The sequence below is a fragment of the Streptomyces sp. NPDC007917 genome (genome assembly GCF_042959105.1).
GTDB lineage: Bacteria > Actinomycetota > Actinomycetes > Streptomycetales > Streptomycetaceae > Streptomyces.
In genome coordinates, this window is sequence record NZ_JBIBKK010000031.1 from 1 (window position 1) to 19,514 (window position 19,514).

Annotated in this window: 1 protein-coding gene; it reads left to right on the plus strand. The window is 72.3% G+C overall.

The genetic code is table 11. The features are described 5' to 3' along the window. Positions 1 to 19,410 (plus strand): non-ribosomal peptide synthase/polyketide synthase (locus ACFZDL_RS39315; protein WP_391193683.1); only part of this gene is annotated, 19,410 nt, incomplete at its 5' end. Positions 19,411 to 19,514: the final 104 nt, after the last annotated feature.

A 19,514-nucleotide genomic window follows, 5' to 3' on the forward strand; every position in this document is an offset into this window, starting at 1 on the left:
CGGCTGGCGGCGTATGTGGTGCCGGATCTGGAGGCTGCGGCTGCGTGTGAGGAGGGTTCTTCCGAGGTTGCGCAGGTGGGTGAGTGGCGTGAGATCTATGACTCGGTGTACGCGGGGTCGGAGTCGGACGGTGTCCGCTTCGGTGAGGACTTTTCGGGGTGGGACAGTTCGTATTCGGGTGAGCCGATTCCGTTGGGTGAGATGCGGGCGTGGCGGGATGCTGTGGTGGAGCGGGTGCGTGGTCTCGGTGGCCGACGGCTTCTGGAGATTGGTGTCGGTTCCGGGTTGTTGATGGCGCATTTGGCGGGTGGTGTGGAGGAGTACTGGGGTACGGATCTGTCGGGTGCGGTGATCGAGCGGTTGTCGGGGCAGGTGGCGGCGGCGGGGCTGGCGGATCGGGTGCGGTTGCGTGCTCAGCCGGCCGATGTGGTCGAGGGGCTGCCGGGTGAGTACTTCGACACGGTGTTGATCAACTCTGTGGTGCAGTACTTCCCTGATGGGGAGTATCTGGCGCGTGTGGTGGATCGGGCGCTGGGGTTGCTGGCGCCGGGTGGGCGTTTGGTGATCGGTGATGTGCGGCATGCCGGGTCGTTGCGGGCGCTGCACGCGGCGGTCCATCAGGGGCGTGGCGCTTCCGCGAGGGCGGTGGTCGATCGTGCGGTGCTGCTGGAGAAGGAACTGGTGGTGTCGCCGGAGTTCTTCACTGATATCGCGGCGCGGGACGGGCGTGTCGGTGCGGTGGATGTGCGGCTCAAGCGGGGTGGCTACCACAATGAGCTGACCCGCCACCGTTATGAGGTGGTGCTGCACAAGGCGCCGGCCGACGCGCTGGATGTGTCCGATCTGCCGCGGGTGGAGTGGGGAGCGGGACTGGACCTGGCGAGTGTCGGGGCCCCGGTGAGGGTGACCGGAATTCCCAATGCCCGGCTGGTGGCCGAGGTGGCGGCCGAGTGGCGGCTCGACGGGCTCGATTCCCCGTCGGATCTGACGGGTGTGGACCCGGAGGATCTGGTGGCGCGGGGCGAGGAACTGGGCCTGCGCGTGGTGGCGACATGGTCCCCGCGTTCGGTGGAACTCTTCGACGCGATCGTCCTTCCCCGGCGGACGGAGGGCGATGAGCCGGTTCTCTCAGGCGTTTATGCTCCGGTGTCCGCTGGTGGCCCCTGGGTGAACAACCCGGCGGCGGCGCGCGGGATCGGTGCGGTGGTCAAGGCCGCCCGCGAGACGCTGTCCCAGCGCCTGCCGGAGTACATGGTCCCGTCGGCTGTGGTGGTGCTGGACCGGCTGCCGCTGACGCCGAACGGCAAGCTGGACCGCAAGGCCCTGCCGGTCCCGGATTATGCGGCGACGGCGGGTGGGCGTGGTCCGCGCACCCCGCAGGAAGAGGTGTTGTGCGGCCTGTTCGCCGAGGTGCTCGGCGTCGATCGGGTCGGCGTCGATGACAGCTTCTTCGACCTCGGTGGTCACTCTCTCCTCGCGACGCGGTTGGTGAGCCGGGTTCGGAGTGTGCTGGGTGTGGAGGTGCCGATCAAGGATGTGTTCGGTGCTCCGACGGTGGCGGGTCTGGCGGGTCGTCTGGGTGAGGTCGGGGGGCGGACGCGTACGGCCTTGGTGCGGGTGGAGCGTCCGGATGTGGTGCCGTTGTCGTTCGCGCAGCGCCGGCTGTGGTTCCTGCACAAGCTGGAGGGGCCGTCGGCGACGTACAACATGCCGCTGGTCCTGCGCTTGTCCGGCACGGTGGACGCCGACGCCCTCCGGAGCGCGCTGGACGATCTGATCGCCCGGCACGAGTCGCTGCGCACCGTCTTCCCCGAGGTCGATGGTGAGCCGCGCCAAATGGTGCTGGACGCGCAGGAGGCGCGGCTCGACTGGCAGCACAGGCCGGTGACCGAGGAGGAGCTGCCGAAGGCTCTGGGGGAGGCGGCCCGCTACGGCTTCGACCTCGCCACCGAAATCCCGGTCCGCGCTTGGTTACTCGAGATCGGGCCGGACGAACACGTCCTGCTGCTCCTCGTCCACCACATCGCCGGTGACGGCTGGTCGATGGGCCCGCTGGCCCGCGATGTGGTGGAGGCCTACACGGCACGCTCGCGGGGGCAGGCGCCGCAGTGGGCCGAGCTGCCCGTTCAGTACGCGGACTACACGCTGTGGCAGCGGGAACTGCTCGGCGACGAGAGCGACAGCGCAAGTGTCTACGCCGAGCAGGTGGAGTACTGGCGCGCACAGCTCGCCGGCCTGCCGGAGCAAGTGACCTTCCCCGCCGACCGCCCCCGTCCCGCAGTGGTCTCCTACGAGGGCGCACATCTGCCCTTCGAGCTGGACGCGGAGTTGCACGGGCGGCTGGTCGAGCTCGCCCGCCGTACGAACACGACCGTCTTCATGGTGCTGCAGGCCGGTATGGCGGCGCTGCTGACCCGTTTCGGGGCGGGCACCGACATCCCGCTCGGCTCGCCGATCGCCGGGCGCATGGACGACGCGCTGGACGACCTGGTGGGCTTCTTCGTCAACACGCTGGTGCTGCGCACCGACACCTCAGGCGACCCGAGCTTCGAGGAGCTGGTGGAGCGGGTCCGGGAGACCAGCCTGGCCGCGTACGCGCACCAGGACGTGCCGTTCGAGCACCTGGTGGAGCTGCTGAACCCGCAGCGGTCGACCGCGCACCACCCGCTGTTCCAGGTCATCCTCGGCCTGCAGAGCGGGCAGGACGTGGTGTTCGAGCTGCCCGGTCTGCAGGTCGAGGTCGAGGGCGTGGACCTCAACGTGGCCAAGTCCGACCTGGCGGTCAACGTGATCGAAGGCTACGACGAGGCGGGCGAGCCGGCCGGTATCGAGGCACTGGCCGAGTTCGCCACGGCGCTGTACGACCGCGCCACGGTTGAGGGCTTCGTCGCCTGCTGGGTGCGGCTGCTGGAGCAGCTGCTCGCGGACCCGTCGGCGCCGATCGGCCGGGCGGAGCTGCTGACCGGGGCGGAGCGGAAGCAGCTGCTCTCCGAGTGGAACGACACATCCGTCGACCTGCCCGGGGCGACCCTGGCCGGACTGTTCGAGGCCCAGGCACGGCGTGCCCCGGAGGCGACCGCCGTGCTCTTCGACGGCGCGCCGGTCGGCTACGGCGACCTCAACGCCCGGGCGAACCGGCTGGCTCACTGGCTGATCGGCGAGGGTGTGGGTCCCGAGCGGCTGGTGGCCGTGGAGCTGCCGCGCTCGGTCGAGATGGTGGTCGCCGTCCTCGCCGTACTCAAGGCCGGCGGCGGCTACGTACCGCTGGACCCCGACTATCCGGCGGACCGCCGCTCGTACATGCTCGCCGACGCGCGGCCGGTGGTGGTGCTGGATGCGCAGGCGCTGGCTCGCGACCTGTCGGCGTACCCGGACACGGACCCCGGGGTGGAGGTCGACCTCCGGCACCCGGCGTACGTCATCTACACCTCCGGTTCCACCGGCGCCCCCAAGGGGGTCGTGGTCACGCACACCGGCGTCGCCGACCTGGCGCGCACCCAGGTCGAGCGTCTGGAGGTGACCGCCGACAGCCGCGTGTTGCAGTTCGCGTCACCCAGCTTCGACGTGGCCTTCGGCGATCTGTGCACCGCGTTCGCCGCAGGAGCCACGCTGGTCCTCCCCGAGCCGGGACGGCTGTCGAACGAGGCGCTTCGGCGGCTGCTGGCCGAAGAGGGCGTCACACATGTGCAGCTGCCGATGTCGGTGCTGCGCGCCATCACCTTCGACGGTGTCGAATCCGCCTTGCCGCGGCTGGCGACCGTGGTGGTGGGCGGGGAGGCCCTCCCGCCGGAGCTGGCCGCCCGCTGGTCGGCCGGGCGCCGGCTGATCAACGCCTATGGGCCGACGGAGACGACGGTCTGCGTCTCCACCAACACGGTGCTCGACGGCGACTCGACGCCCGGCGCAGTGGTGCCGATCGGACGTCCCGTGGCCAACTCCCGGATTCATGTGCTCGACGCCGGTCTGCGCCTGGTCCCGGTCGGCGTTCCGGGCGAGCTGTACGTCTCCGGCGCGGGCCTGGCGCGCGGCTATGCGGGCCGGGCCGGGCTGACCGCCGAGCGGTTCGTCGCCTCGCCCTTCGAGCCGGGCGAGCGGATGTACCGCACCGGCGACCTGGTGCGCCGGCGGGCGGACGGCCGACTGGAGTTCCTGGGCCGGGCCGACGAGCAGGTCAAGGTCCGTGGGTTCCGCATCGAGCCCGGCGAGATCGAGTCCCTGCTGGTCGGCGCCGAGCCGGTGGCGCAGGCGACGGTGCTGGTCCGTGAGGACACCCCCGGCGATCAGCGCCTGGTCGCCTATGTGGTGCCGGCGAGTGGCGCCGCGCCCGACCCGCAGGCGCTCACCTCGGCTCTGGCGGAACGTCTGCCGGAGTACATGGTCCCGTCGGCTGTGGTGGTGCTGGACCGGCTGCCGCTGACGCCGAACGGAAAGTTGGACCGCAAGGCCCTGCCGGTGCCGGATTATGCGGTGACGGTGGGTGGGCGTGGTCCGCGTACCCCGCAGGAAGAGGTGTTGTGCGGGCTGTTCGCCGAGGTGCTCGGCGTCGATCGGGTCGGCGTCGATGACAGCTTCTTCGACCTGGGTGGTCACTCTCTCCTCGCGACGCGGTTGGTGAGCCGGGTTCGGAGTGTGCTGGGTGTGGAGGTGCCGATCAAGGATGTGTTCGGTGCTCCGACGGTGGCGGGTCTGGCGGGCCGTCTGGGTGAGGTCGGGGGGCGGACGCGTACGGCCTTGGTGCGGGTGGAGCGTCCGGGTGTGGTGCCGTTGTCGTTCGCGCAGCGCCGGCTGTGGTTCCTGCACAAGCTGGAGGGGCCGTCGGCGACGTACAACATGCCGCTGGTCCTGCGCCTGTCCGGCAAGGTGGACGCCGACGCGCTGCACGCCGCCCTGCGTGACGTGTTTGCCCGGCACGAGTCGCTGCGCACCGTCTTCCCCGAGGTCGACGGCCGGCCGCGGCAGGTCGTGCTGGACGCGGCGGGCGCCGGATTCGGCTGGGAACACCGTGTGATCGCCGAGGCAGAGCTGCCCGAGGCCCTGGAGGCGGGTGCCCGCCACGGGTTCGACCTCTCCTCCGAGGTCCCCTTGCGGGCCTGGCTCTTCGAAACCGGGCCCGAACAGAGCACTCTGCTGCTGTTGCTGCACCACATCGCCGGCGACGGCTGGTCGATGGGCCCGCTGGCCCGCGATGTGGTGGAGGCCTACACGGCACGCTCGCGGGGGCAGGCCCCGCAGTGGGCCGAGCTGCCCGCCCAGTACGCGGACTACACGCTGTGGCAGCGGGAACTGCTCGGCGACGAGACCGACAGCGCCAGTGTCTACGCCGAGCAGGTGGAGTACTGGCGCGCACAGCTCGCCGGCCTGCCGGAGCAGGCGACCTTCCCCGCCGACCGCCCCCGTCCCGCTGTCGCCTCGTACGAGGGTGCCTCCCTCGTGTACGAGCTGGACGCGGAGTTGCACGGGCGGCTGGTCGAGCTCGCCCGCCGTACGAACACGACCGTCTTCATGGTGTTGCAGGCCGGTATGGCGGCGTTGCTGACCCGTCTCGGGGCGGGCACCGACATCCCGCTCGGCTCGCCGATCGCCGGGCGCATGGACGACGCGCTGGACGACCTGATCGGATTCTTCGTCAACACGCTGGTGCTGCGCACCGACACCTCAGGCGACCCGAGCTTCGAGACGTTGCTGGAGCGGGTCCGGGAGACCAACCTGGCCGCGTACGCACACCAAGAGGTGCCGTTCGAGCACCTGGTGGAGCTGCTGAACCCCCAGCGGTCGACCTCCCACCACCCGCTGTTCCAGGTCATCCTCGGCCTGCAGAACGCCCAGGGGGCGTCCTTCGAGCTGCCCGGTCTGCAGGTCGAGGTCGAGGGCGTGGACCTCAACGTGTCCAAGGCCGACCTCGAACTCAACGTGGTGGAGCGCCACGGTCACGACGGCGAGCCGGCAGGCGTGGTCTCCGCCGTCCAGTACTCGACCGAGTTGTTCGACCGTGCGTCGGTTGAGAGTGTGCTGGCGCGGTGGGCGCGGTTGTTGGAGCAGGTGGTGGCGGATCCGTCGGTGCGGATCGGTGGGGTGGAGCTGCTGGCGGAGGCCGAGCGACGGCAGCTGTTGACGAGCTGGAACGACACGGCCGTCGAGGTGCCGCCGGAGACCCTGGCCGGGTTGTTCGAGGCGCGGGTGCGGCGGGCTCCCGATGCGACCGCGCTGGTGTGTGGCGCTGAGGCCCTGTCGTACGGGGAGGTGAACGCTCGGGCGAACCGGTTGGCGCATTGGCTGATCGATGAGGGCGTGGGGCCCGAGCGGTTGGTTGCGGTGGAGTTGCCGCGTTCGGTGGATCTGGTGGTGGCGGTTCTTGCCGTGTTGAAGGCGGGCGGTGCTTATGTGCCGGTGGATCCGGGGTATCCGGCGGAGCGGCGTGCGTTCATGCTGGCGGATGCGCGGCCGGTGCTGGTGCTGGACGATCAGGCACTGGCTCGTGATCTGTCGGCGTTCCCGGACACCGACCCTGGGGTTGGTGTTGCGCTGGAACACCCTGCGTACGTGATTTACACCTCGGGTTCGACGGGTCGGCCGAAGGGCGTGGTGGTCTCCCACGGCGGCGTGGCGAGTCTGGCCCATGCGCAGGCCGGACGTCTGAACGTCACCTCCGACAGCCGCGTCCTGCAGTTCGCGTCGCCGAGTTTTGATGCGGCGTTCTGGGAGTTGGTGATGGCGTTCGGCTCGGGTGCCGCGCTGGTGGTGCCCGAGGGTGGTCGTCTGGTGGGTGAGGTGTTGCGGGATGTGTTGGGGGAGCAGGGGGTGACGCATGTGACGTTGCCGCCGTCGGTGTTGGGTGGGGTGCCTGCGGGGGCGGAGGCGTCACTGCCGTCGCTGGAGTGTGTGGTGCTGGCCGGCGAGGCGGCGCCGCCAGGGCTGGTGGCCCGGTGGTCGCGGGGGCGTCGGGTGGTGAACGCGTACGGGCCGACGGAGTCGACCGTGTGCGTCTCGATGAGTGATGCGCTGTCGGACGACGGTGTGGTGCCGATCGGCCGCCCGGTGACCAACACCAGGTTGTTTGTGCTGGATGAGGCGTTGCGGCCGGTGCCCGCCGGTGTGGTGGGTGAGCTGTACGCCTCGGGCGCCGGGCTGGCGCGCGGCTATGCGGGCCGGGCCGGGCTGACCGCCGAGCGGTTCGTCGCCTCGCCCTTCGAGCCGGGTGTGCGGATGTACCGCACGGGCGATCTGGCGCGGTGGCGTGCGGATGGCCGGCTGGAGTTCGTGGGGCGTGCGGACGAGCAGGTCAAGGTCCGTGGGTTCCGTATCGAGCCGGGTGAGATCGAGGCGTTGCTCACCGGTGTCGACGGCGTGCGCCAGGCCGTGGCGCTGGTCCGCGAGGACACCCCCGGCGACCAGCGCCTGGTCGCCTACGTGGTACCGGACGGTGACACCGCGCCCGACCCGCAGACGCTCGTCGCCGGGCTGGCGGAGCGCCTGCCGGAGTACATGGTGCCGTCGGCGGTCGTCGTGCTGGAGCGGCTGCCGCTGACGCCCAACGACAAGCTGGACCGCAGGGCCCTGCCCGTCCCCGACTACGCGTCGTCCGTCGACGGCCACGGTCCCCGGATACCGCAGGAGGAGGCGCTGTGCGGGCTGTTCGCCGAGATCCTGGGGGTGGAGCGGGTCGGTGTCGACGACAGCTTCTTCGACCTGGGCGGGCATTCGCTGCTGGCCAACCGCCTGGTCAGCCGCGTCCGCAGTGAGCTGGGCATCGAGATTCCCTTCCGGGTGCTGTTCGAGTCGCCGACGGTGGCCGGGCTCGTGGAGCAGCTGGAACTCGGCGGCCCGACCCGTACGGCCCTGAAGCCGATGCCCCGCCCCGAGGTCGTGCCGCTGTCGTTCGCACAGCGCCGGCTGTGGTTCCTGCACCGGCTGGAGGGGCCCTCGGCGACGTACAACATGCCGCTGCCGCTGCGGCTGAAGGGCGTGGTGGACCCGGGGGCGCTGCGGGAGGCGCTGCGGGACGCGGTCGGCCGGCACGAGCCGCTGCGTACGGTCTTCGGCGAGGTCGACGGCGAGCCGTACCAGGTGGTGCTGGACGGGGCCGAGGCCGCACTGGCCTGGGAGCACCGGCGAGTGACCGAGGCGGAGCTGCCGGCCGCGCTGGAGGAGGCGGCCCGCCACGGCTTCGACCTGACCGCCGAGGCGCCGTTCCGGGCGACGCTGTTCGAGCTCGGGCCGGACGACTGGGTGCTGCTGCTGTTGCTGCACCACATCGCCGGTGACGGCTGGTCGATGGGTCCACTGGCCCGTGATGTGGTGGTGGCCTACACCGAACGGCAGCAGGGGCGGGCCCCGCAGTGGGACCCGCTGCCCGTGCAGTACATCGACTACGCCCTGTGGCAGCGCGAACTCCTCGGTGCCGAGGACGATCCACAGAGCCTGTACGCCCAGCAGGTCGCCCACTGGCGCACCGCGCTGGCCGGTCTGCCCGAGCGGATCGCCCTGCCCGCCGACCGGTCCCGGCACGCGGCGGCCTCGTACGACGGCGCGTCCGTCGGCTTCGAGCTGAACGCCGGACTGCACCGGAAGATGGCCGCACTGGCGCGCGAGTCGGGTGCGACGGTGCCGATGGTGGTGCAGGCGGCCCTGGCGGCGCTGCTGACCCGCCTCGGCGCGGGCACCGACATCCCGATGGGTTCGCCGATCGCCGGGCGCATGGACGACGCGCTGGACGACCTGGTGGGCTTCTTCGTCAACACCCTGGTGCTGCGCACCGACACCTCGGGCGACCCGTGCTTCCGTGATCTGGTGGAGCGGGTCCGGGAGGCCAACCTGGCCGCGTACGCGCACCAGGACGTGCCCTTCGACCACCTGGTGGACGTGCTCAAGCCGCAGCGCTCGGCCGGGCACCACCCGTTCTTCCAGGTGATGCTCGTCGTCCAGGACAACCCGACCGGGGGGTACGAGCTGCCCGGCCTCGAGGTCGGCGGCGAACCGGTCGACATCGAGACCGCCAAGGTCGACCTGTCGGTGAACGTGATGGAGCGGCACACGGCCTCGGGCACCCCCGCGGGCATCGCCGGCGCCATGAAGTACGCGACGGACCTCTTCGACCGCTCGACGGTCCAGAGCGTGCTGGAGCGGTGGCTGCGGCTGCTTGAGCAGGTGCTGGCGGATCCGTCGGTGCGGATCGGCCAGGTGGAGCTGCTGGCGGAGGAAGAGCGCGGACAGGTGCTGACGTCCTGGAACGACACGGCCGTCGAGGTGGAGCAGGCGACCCTCTCCGAGCTGTTCGAGACCCAGGTGCGGCGCAGCCCCGACGCGGTGGCGGTGGTGAGCGGCGGCACGTCGCTGACGTACGGGGAGCTGAACGCGCGGGCGAACCGGCTGGCGCACTGGCTGATCGAGGCGGGCGTGGGCCCGGAGCGGCTGGTGGGCGTGGTGCTGCCGCGCTCGGTGGACACGGTGGTGGCCCTGCTCGCCGTGCTGAAGGCCGGCGGTGCCTATGTGCCGGTGGACCCGGAGTACCCGGCGGAGCGGCGGGCGTTCGTCCTCGCCGACGCGGCGCCCGCGCTCGTCCTGGACGAGGAGGCGCTGGCGCGCGACCTGTCGGCGTACCCGGACTTCGATCCCGAAGTGGACGTCGAGATGGAGCATCCGGCGTACGTCATCTACACCTCCGGTTCCACCGGCACGCCCAAGGGCGTGATGGTGGAGCACCGTGCCGTCGCCAACTACCTCAACTGGACGACGCACCACTACCCGGCGGCCCGGGGCGCCACCCTGGTGCCCACCTCGATCGCCTTCGATCTCACCGTCACCGGGCTGTTCACCACCCTGGTCGTCGGCGGCCGGGTGTATCTGAGCGGGCTGGAGGAGGCCCACTCCCAGGACAACGCCGTGCCGGTGGCGCTGCTCAAGGCGACCCCCTCGCATCTGCCGATGCTGGGCGAGCTGCCGCGGCAGTGGTCGCCCGGCGAGACGCTGATCCTCGGCGGCGAGGCGCTGACCGCGGAGGTCCTCGCCGAGTGGCGGGCGGCGCACCGGCGGGTCACCGTGGTCAACGCGTACGGGCCCACCGAGACCACCGTCAACTGCACCGAGTTCCGCATCGGCCCGAAGGACAAGCTGCCCTCGGGGCCGGTCCCCATCGGCCGGCCGTTCTGGAACATGCGGGCCTACGTCCTCGACGACCGGCTCCGCCCGGTGCCCACCGGCTCGGTCGGCGAACTGTACGTCGCCGGCGCCCAGCTGGCCCGCGGCTACCTGGGCCGTGCCGGACTGACCGCGGAACGCTTCGTGGCCTGTCCGTTCGAGTCCGGGGCGCGGATGTACCGGACCGGCGATCTGGCGCGGTGGCGTGCGGACGGCCAGCTGGAGTACTCCGGCCGGGCGGATGAGCAGGTCAAGGTGCGCGGGTTCCGGATCGAGCCCGGCGAGATCGCCGCGGCCCTGCTGGACCATCCGCGGGTGCGGCAGGCGGTCGTCGTGGCACACGAGGCCGGGCCGGGCGACACCCGGCTCATCGGCTACGTGGTCACGGACACCGCCACCGCCGACACGGAAGCCGCCGACACGGAAGCCGCCGACCCCGCCGAGCTGCGCGCGCACGTCGCGGAGCGGCTGCCGGACTACATGGTTCCGGCGGCCGTGGTGGCGATCGACGCGGTCCCGCTGACACCCAACGGCAAGCTGGACCGCCGCGCCCTGCCCACCCCGGACTTCGGCGCCCTCAGCAGTGGCCGTGCCCCGCGCACGCCCCAGGAGGAGCTGCTGTGCGGGCTGTTCGCCGGTGTCCTCGGCGTGGACCGGGTGACCATCGACGACAGCTTCTTCGACCTGGGCGGACACTCGCTGCTCGCCGACCGCCTGGTCAGCCGGATCCGGGCCGCCCTCGGTGTCGAGGTGCCGATCGGCGCGGTCTTCGAGACCCCGACCGTGGCCGGGCTGGCCGCCCGGCTGGAGACGGGCGGCCCGGCCCGTACGCGGCTGGCGCCGATGGCGCGGCCTGAGGCCGTGCCGCTGTCCTTCGCGCAGCGCCGGCTCTGGTTCCTGCACCGGCTGGAGGGACCGTCCTCCTCGTACAACTGGCCGCTCGCGCTCCGGCTGTCCGGGCCGGTGGACCAGGACGCGCTGGGGGCGGCCCTTCAGGACCTGGTGGAGCGGCACGAGTCGCTGCGTACGGTCTTCCCGGAGAGCGACGGCGAACCGCGGCAGGTGGTGCTCGACCCGGCCGGGGCCGTGCTGCGGCTGGACGCCGAGCGGGTGCCCGCCGAGCGGCTGCACGAGGCCGTGCGGCGGGCGGTCGGCCACCACTTCGACCTGGACCGCGAACCTCCGGTGCGCGCCTGGCTGTTCGTGCCGGAAGCGGCTGACGGCGGGCCCGCTCCGGCCGCTCCGGCCGAGCCGGGCGGGCCGGTTCTGGTCGTCCTGATGCACCACATCATCGGCGACGGCGCGTCCCGTGCCCCGCTGATGCGGGACCTCGCCGAGGCGTACCGGGCCCGGCTGACCGGCTCGGCGCCCGCGTGGCAGCCGCTGCCGGTCCAGTACGTGGACTACTCGATCTGGCAGCAGGAGCTCCTGGGCCGGACCGACGAGCCGGACAGCCTGGTCTCGCGGCAGCTCGCCCACTGGAAGGGCGCCCTGGCCGGCATCCCGTCCCAGCTCGAACTGCCCACCGACCGGCCGCGCCCGGCGGTCGCCGGCTACAGCGGCGACATCCTGACGTTCACCCTGGACGCGGAGCTGCACGCGGGGCTGCGCAAGGTCGCCGCCGACTCCCAGTCGACCCTGTTCATGGTGTTGCAGGCCGGTTTCGCCGCCCTGCTCTCCCGGCTCGGCGCAGGCCAGGACATACCCGTCGGCGTCCCGATCGCGGGCCGCACCGACGAGGCCCTGACCGACCTGGTGGGCTTCTTCGTCAACACCCTGGTGCTGCGCACCGACACCTCGGGGAACCCGCGCTTCGACGAGCTGATCGGCCGGGTCCGGGACACCGCGCTGGCCGCGTACGCCCACCAGGACCTACCGTTCGAGTACCTGGTGGAGGCGCTGAACCCGGTCCGCTCACTGGCCAGCAACGCGCTGTTCCAGGTGATGTTCGCCCTCCACAACGTGGACACACCCACGCTGCGCATGCACGATGTCGACGCGGCCCCGTACCCGCTGGACGGCGACAACGCCAAGTTCGACCTCTTCCTCAGCCTCGCCGAGGGGCAGGACGACGACGGCGCGCCCGCCGGGCTGAGCGCCACCCTGGAGTACGCCACCGAGCTGTTCGACCGGGCCACGGCCGAGCGGATCGCCGGCTGGTACGAACGCCTGCTGCGCGCGGTCGTGCTCGACCCGGCGGTGCGCGTCGCCGACGCCGAGCTGCTGTCGCCCGCGGAGCGGACCGAGGCGCTGGTGGCCCGCAACGACACCGGCGCGCCGCCGCCCGCCGAGCTCGCGCACGAGCGGTTCCAGCGGCAGGCCGCGCTGACCCCCGGCGCCCCCGCCGTCCGGGCCGGCGCCGAGAGTGCCGATTACGCCGAGCTCAACGCCCGCGCCAACCGGCTGGCCCGGCTGCTGCTGGACCGCGGGACCGGCCCAGAGAGCGTGGTCGCGCTCGCCCTGCCCCGCTCCGTGGACCTGGTGGTCGCGATGCTGGCCGTGCAGAAGGCCGGCGCGACCTATCTGCCCCTGGACCCGACCCATCCCGCCGACCGGCTGGCCTACGTCCTGCGGGACGCCGCGCCGGCCGCGCTGATCACCACCGAGGGCGTCCACGAGCGGCTGCCCAGCCCGCTGCCGGACCTGACCGTCCGGCTCGACGACGCCGGGACGCGGGAGCGGCTGGCCGCCCTCGCGGCGGACGACCTGACCGACGCCGACCGGCGCGCGCCGATCCACCCGTCCAACGCCGCCTACGTCATCTACACCTCCGGTTCCACCGGCTACCCCAAGGGCGTGGTGATCTCGTACGCGAGCATCGCCCAGTTCCTGGACTCCGTCACCGACCGCCTCCAGCTCGCCCCCCAGGACCGCATGGTGGCGGCGACCACCGTCACCTTCGACATCGCGGCCGTCGAGATCTACGCCCCGCTGCTGTCCGGCGCGAGCGTGGAACTCGCCACCGACCCGGTCGCCAAGGACCCGACCGCCCTGCGGCGCCTGATCCGCGACAGCGGCGCCACGGTCTTCCAGGGCACTCCCTCGGTGTACCGCGCGATGCTCGCGCAGGAGACCGACGGTCTTGGCGGCGTGCGGCTGCTGGTCGGCGGCGAGGCGCTGCCCGCCGCGCTCGCCGAGCGGATGCACGCCCAGGGCGGCGGCGTGGTCAACCTGTACGGGCCGACGGAGGCCACGGTCTGGATCACCGCGAGCGAGGTGACCGGGCCGGGCCGCCCGCCGCTGATCGGGCTGCCGCTGCGCAACGCCCAGGTGTACGTGCTGGACGACCGGCTGCGGCCGGTGCCCGAAGGTGTCCCCGGCGAGCTGTACCTCGCGGGGCCCTTCCTGGCCCGCGGCTACCTCGACCGGCGCGCCCTCACCGCCGAACGCTTCGTGGCCGGCCCCTACGGAGCGCCGGGCACCCGCATGTACCGCACCGGCGACCTGGTCAAGTGGCGCCCCGCCGGCGGCCTGGAGTTCGTCGGCCGGGCCGACGACCAGGTCAAGGTGCGCGGATTCCGCATCGAACCCGGCGAGATCGAGGCCGCGCTGACCCGGCAGGAAGGCATCGCCGCGGCCGCCGTGGTGGTGCGCCAGGACAACGACACCCCGCGGCTGGTCGGCTACGTCGTGCCCGACCGGGACTGGGCGGAGCGCCGCGACGGCGCCGAGGACGGCCGGCAGGTCGCCTCCTGGCAGGAGGTGTACGAGTCCGTCTACCGGGACCAGGCCGAACGCGGCGGGTTCTGGGACGACTTCGGGATCTGGACCAGCAGCTACGACGGCTCCCCGATCCCGCTCGCCGAGATGCGTGAGTGGCGTGCCGCGGCCGTCGAGCGGATCCTCGGGCTCGAGCCGCGCAACGTGCTCGAACTCGGCGTCGGCAACGGCCTGATCCTCTCCCAGGTCGCCCCGCACTGCGCCGCCTACTGGGGCACCGACTTCTCGTCCGCGGCCATCGACACCCTGCGGGCGCGGGTCGCGGACCGGGCGGACCTGGCGGACCGCGTCGAACTGCGCGCCCAGCCCGCCGACGACACCACCGGCCTGCCCAGGGGCTTCTTCGACACCGTCGTCCTCAACTCGGTGGCCCAGTACTTCCCCCACGCCGACTATCTGGTCGACGTCATCCGCAAGAGCCTGGACCTGCTCACCCCCGGCGGCTCCCTCGTCCTCGGCGACATCCGCAACCTGCGGCTGCTGCGCCGGCTGCAGGCCGGAGTGGTCGCTCACCGGCCGGCCGCCGGCGCGGACCCCGAAGCCGCCTTGGCGCTCGTCGAGCAGAAGGTCGCCGGCGAGGAGGAACTTCTCCTGGCCCCCGACTTCTTCACCACGCTCGGCGCAACCCTGGAAGGCGTCGGCGGCGTCGACATCCGGCTCAAGCGGGCCACCTACGCCAACGAGCTCTCCCGTTACCGCTACGACGTGGTGATCCGCAAGGCCCCCGCGGAGCCGGTCACGGCCGACGGCCTGCCCGAGCTCTCCTGGGAGGCCGTCGGCGCCACCGCCGAAGGGCTCGCGGCGGCGCTGGGCCGTAACCCGGCCGGGGTCCGCGTCACCGACGTGCCCAACGCGCGGCTGGTGGCCGACCACCACGCGCTGCTGGCCATCGAAGGGGCCGGCGACCCGGGCGGGCAGGCCCCCGGCACCGGCGCGGCCCTGGACCCGGAGGCCGTTCACGGGCTCGCCGGAGCCCGGGGCATGGACGCCGTCGCCACCTGGCCGGCCTCCGGCCGGGACGAGCTGTTCGACGCGGTCTTCCTGCCCGCCGGGCCGGGCAACACCCTGGTCGCCGCCTACCGCGGCGCCACCGCCACCCGCGCCGCCACGGCGTATGCCAACAGCCCCGCCACCTCCCGCCGCCACCTCGAGCTCAGCCTCGACCTGCGCGCCAAGCTGCGCGGCTGGCTGCCCGAGTACATGGTGCCCGCCGCCTTCGTCGTCCTCGACCGGCTGCCGCTCTCCCCGATCGGCAAGCTTGACCGCGCGGCGCTGCCCGCCCCCGACTACGGGGCGCTCAGCGCCGGCCGTGAGCCGAGGACACCGCGGGAGGCCGAACTGTGCGACCTGTTCGCCGAAGTGCTCGGCCTGGAGCGGGTCGGCATCGACGACAGCTTCTTCGACCTGGGCGGCCACTCCCTGCTGGCGACCCGGCTGACCAGCCGGATCAGGAGCGTCTTCGGGGTGGAGGTGCCCATCGGCACCGTCTTCGAGGCACCGACCGTCGCCGGACTCGCCCAGCGCCTGGCAAGCAGCGGCCGGGCGCGTGCCGCGCTGGTGCCGATGGAGCGCCCGGACCTGATCCCGCTGTCGTTCACGCAGCGCCGGCTCTGGTTCCTGCACCAGCTGGAGGGGCCCTCGGCGACGTACAACATGCCGCTGGCCCTACGGCTGACCGGCACCCTCGACGCCGAGGCGCTGCACGCCGCACTGCTCGACGTGGTCGGCCGGCACGAGTCGCTGCGCACCGTCTTCCCCGAGGCCGACGGCGAGCCGCGGCAGCTGATCCTGGACCCCGACCGCGCCCGGATCGGCTGGGAGACCCGCGCGATCGACGAGGACGACCTGCCCGCGGCCCTGGAGGCCGCGGCCCGCCACGGCTTCGACCTCGCCCACGACGTGCCCATCCGTGCCTGGCTCTTCCGGACCGCGAGCGAGGAGTCCGTCCTGCTGGTGCTGGTGCACCACATCGCCTCCGACGGATGGTCCCTGGCCCCGCTCGCCAAGGACCTGGTCGCCGCCTACAGCGCTCGCCGGGCCGGCGACGCCCCCCGCTGGCGCGAACTGCCCGTCCAGTACGCCGACTTCACCCTGTGGCAGCGCGAGGTGCTGGGCCGCGAGGACGACCCGGACAGCGCCATCTCCCAGCAGGTGGCGTTCTGGCGGCAGATGCTGGCCGGGGCGCCCGAGGAACTGTCCCTGCCCACCTCGCGGCCCCGCCCCGACAACCCCACCCACCGGGGCGAGATTGTCCCGTTCGAGCTGCCCGCCCCCGTGCACCGCGGGCTGGCGGACCTCGCGGCCCGGTCCGGCGCGAGCGTCTTCATGACGCTCCAGGCCACCACCGCGGTGCTGCTGTCCCGGCTCGGCGCCGGTGACGACATCGTCATGGGCGCCCCGATCGCGGGCCGCACGGATCAGGCCCTCGACGACCTGATCGGGTTCTTCGTCAACACCCTGGTGCTGCGCACCGATCTGTCGGGGAACCCCACCTTCGCCGACGTGGTCGCCCGGGTCCGCGAGACCGACCTGGCCGTCTACGCCCACCAGGACCTGACGTTCGAGCGGCTGGTGGAGATCATCAACCCGCCGCGCGCCACCAACCGGCACCCGCTGTTCCAGGTCATGATGTCGCTCGGCAACACCGAGCAGGCCGAGCTGGCCCTGCCCGGGCTCGACGTCCGCTTCGCCGACGCCGGCACCGGGGCCGCCAAATTCGATCTCGACTTCACCTTCGTGGAGCGCTTCACCGCCGAAGGCGCCCCGGCGGGCCTGGCCGGCGCCCTGCGCTACGCCACCGACCTGTTCGACCACGACGCCGCGGAGGCGATCGTGGCCCGGCTGGGCAAGGTGGCCGAAGCGGTGGCCGCCGACCCGCGCCGGCCCGTCGGCGAGATCGACGTCCTCACCGACGCCGAACGGCGGCGGGTGCTGCACGAGTGGAACGGGACCGACCGCGACCTGCCGGACACCACCCTGGCCGACCTGTTCCAGGCGCAGGCCGAAGCCACCCCGCACGCGGTGGCGGTCGAGGCCGCGGGGACACGCCTCACCTACCAGGAGCTCCACGAGCGGGCCAACCGGCTCGCCCGGCACCTGGTCGGCGAGGGCGCCGGCCCGGAGCGGTTCGTCGCCCTCGCCGTACCGCCCTCGACCGAGACGCTGGTCGCGCTCCTGGCGGTGCTGAAGTCCGGGGCCGCCTATCTGCCCCTCGACCTGAAGCACCCCGCCGACCGGCTCGCGTACGCCCTGGACGACGCCGCCCCCCTGTGCGTGCTCACCACGACCGAGGCGGCGCCCCTGCTCCCGGACACGGGCCACCCGCATCTGCTGCTGGACACCCCCGAGACCGCGGACACGCTCGCCGCTCTGCCGGCGCACCCCGTGACCGACGCCGACCGCAAGGCCCCGCTGCACCCCCGCAACCCCGCGTACACGATCTACACCTCGGGGTCGACGGGGCGGCCGAAGGGCGTGGTGGTCGAGCAGCGGTCGGTGGCCACCTACCTGGCCTGGGCCCGCACGTCGTACCACAGCGTCGCCGGGCGCGCCCTGGTCCACTCCTCGATCTCCTTCGACCTCACGGTCACCGGGCTGCTCGCGCCGCTCACCCGCGGAGGCACGGTGCACCTGATGGACCTGGACGAACGGGCCCACGGGGAAGGACACCCACCGCGGCCGGCGTTCTCCAAGGCGACGCCGTCGCACCTGGCACTGCTGGCGGAACTCCCCGAGGAGTTCACGCCCAGCTCGCAGCTCGTCCTGGGCGGTGAGGCGCTGGCGGGCGACGTGCTCGACGCATGGCGCCGCCGCCACCCCGGGGTGACCGTCATCAACGAGTACGGGCCCACCGAGGCGACGGTCGGCTGCACCGAGTTCCGGCTCGAACCCGGTGACCACGGCTCCCCGGGCCCGGTCCCCATCGGCCGGCCGATCCACAACACGCGCGTCCATGTCCTCGACGCCGCCTTGCGCCCCGTACCCCCCGGCGTCCACGGCGAGCTGTACATCGCCGGCGACCTCGTCACCCGTGGCTATCTGGGGCGGCCTGGACTGACGGCGGAGCGGTTCGTGGCCTGCCCGTTCGAGCCCGGGGCGCGGATGTACCGGACCGGGGACGTGGCGCGATGGCGTACGGACGGGCAGCTGGAGTTCGCGGGCCGGGCCGACGAGCAGGTGAAGGTCCGCGGCTTCCGCGTCGAGCCTGGCGAGATCGCGGCGGTGCTGGCGGGCCACCCGTCGGTGCGGCAGGCGGCCGTGGTGGCCCGAGAGGACACACCCGGGGATGTGCGGCTGGTCGGCTATGTGGTGCCCGCCGCCGACGACACGGCGGAACCCGACGTCCGCGGCCTGCGGGCGTACGCGGCGGAGCGGCTGCCCGAGCACATGGTCCCGGCCGCCGTGGTGGCCGTCGCGGCGGTGCCGCTGACCCCCAACGGCAAACTTGACCAAAGGGCGCTCCCCGCCCCCTCCTTCGCCGCGGACACGCCCGGAAGAGCGCCGCGCACACCCCGCGAGGAACTGCTCTGCGAGCTGTTCGCCGAGGTCCTGGGCGCGGACCGGGTCGGTGTCGACGACAACTTCTTCGACCTCGGCGGACACTCGCTCCTGGCCACCCGCCTGGTGGCCCGGGTCCGCGGGGTGCTGGGAGTGGAACTGTCGCTCAGGACGCTGTTCGAGGCGCCCACCGTCGCCGGGCTGGCCGAGCGGCTGGACGCGGGCGGCGGCGGGAACGACCTCGATGTGGTGCTGCCCCTGCGGACGGGGGGCGACCGCAAGCCCGTCTTCTGTGTGCACGCGGGATCCGGCCTCAGCTGGCCCTACTCCGGGCTGCTGCGGTACATCGACCGGGACATCCCCGTCTACGGCATCCAGGCCCGTGGCCTGACCGGCCCGGAAGAACTCCCGCAATCGGTCGAGGAAATGGCCGAGGACTATGTCGAGCAGATCCTTAACGTTCAGCCGGAAGGTCCTTACTATCTCCTGGGATGGTCCTTCGGCGGTATCGTCGCCCATTCCATCGCGGCCCTGCTGGAAAAGCGCGGGCGGCACGTCGGGCTACTGACCCTCCTCGACTGTTTCCCGGTCAACCCGGGCAGCCGTCGCGCCGTCGAAGAGGCGATGCCCAAGGTGCGCGTGGGTGATGTGTACCGGGCCATGCTGGCGAACTTCGACATCGAACTGACCGACGAGGAAACGGCGCGGCTTACCCACGAGGACGCGATGCGGCTGCTCAGCACGGAGAACACCGCCATGGCCAGCCTCAAGGAGCCCGAAATCGAGGCCATGATGCGCCTGACGATGAACAACGCCCTGCTCGGCCTGGACAACACCCCCCGCCCCGTCTCCGCGCCGGCGCTGATCGTGGCCGCCGCGGGAGGCGAGACGGACCACCGGCTCGACCCCGGGGTGTGGGATCCCTATCTCACCGACACCATCGACTTCCGCAGGATAGATTGCAGGCATACCCAGATGATGACCCCGGAACAGCTGCAAAAGTACGGGCCCATGGTGGCGGAGAAACTTCTCCAGGCGTTCGCGGAACATTCGGAGTGAACCGCTGATCCCCGGTTCCGTGAGATACGGGGAATCGCCCGCGGGTCTGTCGCGACGCGTCCGGGTACGTGCCGGACGCCTCGGCCGGAAATCACTCGACCAGT